Consider the following 521-nt stretch of genomic DNA (forward strand, 5'->3'; position numbering starts at 1 on the left):
GATGCCTATCTCGCCGCCATGCGCGCACCCGGCCGCACGCGGCTGTTGCTGCTCGATGGCCCGGCCGTGCTTGGACGCCCCGCAATGGACGCGATCGACAACCGCCACGGCAACCGCTCGCTGCGCGAAGGGCTGGTCGCGGCAATGCGGGCGCAGGCGATGACGAGATTGCCGGCGGAAGCGCTGACCGCGCTGCTCGGCGCAGCCTTCGACCGCGCCGCCCTGGCGATCGAGGCCGGCGCCTCAGCGCAGGATTATCGCACTGTTCTCATGGCGCTGATCGATGGGCTGTCTCCAGCTCCTCTTCAGGCACCTCGCCCGGCTCGAACTCGTTGAAGCAGCCGAGTTGGCGCTTGAATTGGTCGATCAGCCAGGCCGCCGCCGGCTTCGGGCTGCGGTCGTTGCGATGCATCGCAAACAGGGGCGAACTCACCTCCCTGAAGGACTCGAGGTCGATTTCCACCAGCCGGCCGCTCGCCAGATCGTCTGATATCAGCCAGCGCGGCAGCCCGCCCCAGCCC

1 protein-coding gene and 1 pseudogene are annotated in these 521 nt (G+C 68.5%); one reads left to right on the plus strand and one right to left on the minus strand.

The features are described 5' to 3' along the window. Positions 1 to 336: pseudogene (locus EN935_RS39715) on the plus strand (TetR/AcrR family transcriptional regulator); the annotation flags it as partial. On the opposite strand, the gene EN935_RS39720 reads toward EN935_RS39715, so the two are convergent. Next, positions 269 to 521, minus strand: a 253-nt coding sequence (locus EN935_RS39720; protein WP_245489194.1) for a LysR substrate-binding domain-containing protein, incomplete at its 5' end; no start/stop codon positions are given. The pseudogene EN935_RS39715 and the gene EN935_RS39720 overlap by 68 nt on opposite strands.

It is taken from the genome of Mesorhizobium sp. M7D.F.Ca.US.004.03.1.1 (genome assembly GCF_003998635.1).
In the GTDB taxonomy this organism is placed as follows: Bacteria; Pseudomonadota; Alphaproteobacteria; order Rhizobiales; family Rhizobiaceae; genus Mesorhizobium; species Mesorhizobium loti.